Origin of the sequence: Alteromonas sp. 14N.309.X.WAT.G.H12, assembly GCF_036697315.1 — a bacterium.
In the GTDB taxonomy this organism is placed as follows: Bacteria; Pseudomonadota; Gammaproteobacteria; order Enterobacterales; family Alteromonadaceae; genus Alteromonas.
In genome coordinates this window covers 1-1,133 of record NZ_JBAHZB010000228.1, presented here as the reverse complement: position 1 = coordinate 1,133, position 1,133 = coordinate 1, and the positions used below count along the sequence as shown (strand labels likewise).

Here is a 1,133-nt window from a genome sequence, read left to right as displayed (position 1 = left end):
CCTTGCTAGGTGTCTTTTTCTTGCACTAAGGTGACAGAGACCGCTGCTAATAACATGGAAACGCCTGCCAGCATAATGATGTAAATAGCATGATTATCGAACAAGGTAGTTAATATCCATCCTGCAAGTACGCCAGATATAATTTGCGGGAAAGCAATGGAAAAGTTGAAGATCCCCATATAAACCCCGGTTTGTTTAACGGGTAAACTCCCCGCCAAAATGGCATAGGGCATGGCTAAAATGGCCGCCCATGCAATGCCAATCCCTATCATGGAGAAGAGTAACAATACTGCACCCTGGGGAACATCAATCTGAGTAAAGCCCAAATTGAGATGGGTGGCTTGGGCGTTTTGCATAAAAAAGATACTGATATATCCCACCGCACCGGCTAAAAGGGATAAGGCGTAGGTGCGCTTGCGACCATATTTATTGGCCACCTTGACCATAACAATGGAGGCGAGGGCTGCAAATAAAGAGTAACTGGCAAACATAATACCTACCCAGTCACCGGCCGCGCCTTTCGCTTGTGCAATGTGGGCTGGAAGCTGGGGTATGTTGGCAAGAAAATCCGGATCAAACCATTTGGCATCCACTTGCCAAATGTGCTGGGCAATGGCAGGCATGGTGTATACCCACATGATATACAAGGCAAACCATGAGAAAAACTGCACCACGGCCAGTTGTTTCATCGTTTTTGGCATGGTTTTAAACAGCTGCCAAAAACCCCGCAAACGGGTTGTTAACGGGGGACGTACAGGGGCTTTTTCAAGGGGAGGTAATCCCGCTTCTCCGGGCGCATATTCTTTTGTCCGGATCACAGTCCAAAGCACAGAGCCTAACATCACCGTGGCGCCAATATAAAATGCGCTAATTACCGACGAGGCGACCTGGCCCGGGGCGGCAATATTATCCAGCCCAATAACATTGGTAAGAAGAAATGGAAGAATAGAGCCAAATACGGCACCCAGATTAATCAAAAAGGATTGTATTGAGTAACCCAGATTCCGTTGTTCAGCGGGCACCATATCGGACACGAGTGCGCGAAAAGGTTGAAAGGCTAAATTAAACGACGCATCCATGATCGCCAGCATCATAGCGCCAAATAACAAAGGGGTGATGAAGCTGGTCAGGGT

Annotated in this window: 1 protein-coding gene; it reads right to left on the bottom strand. The window is 47.7% G+C overall.

Annotated features, from left to right (window positions below):
* Positions 1-5: 5 nt before the first annotated feature.
* The coding region (locus V5298_RS20680) for an MFS transporter (protein ID WP_332933289.1) at positions 6-1,133 on the bottom strand (1,128 nt) is incomplete at its 5' end.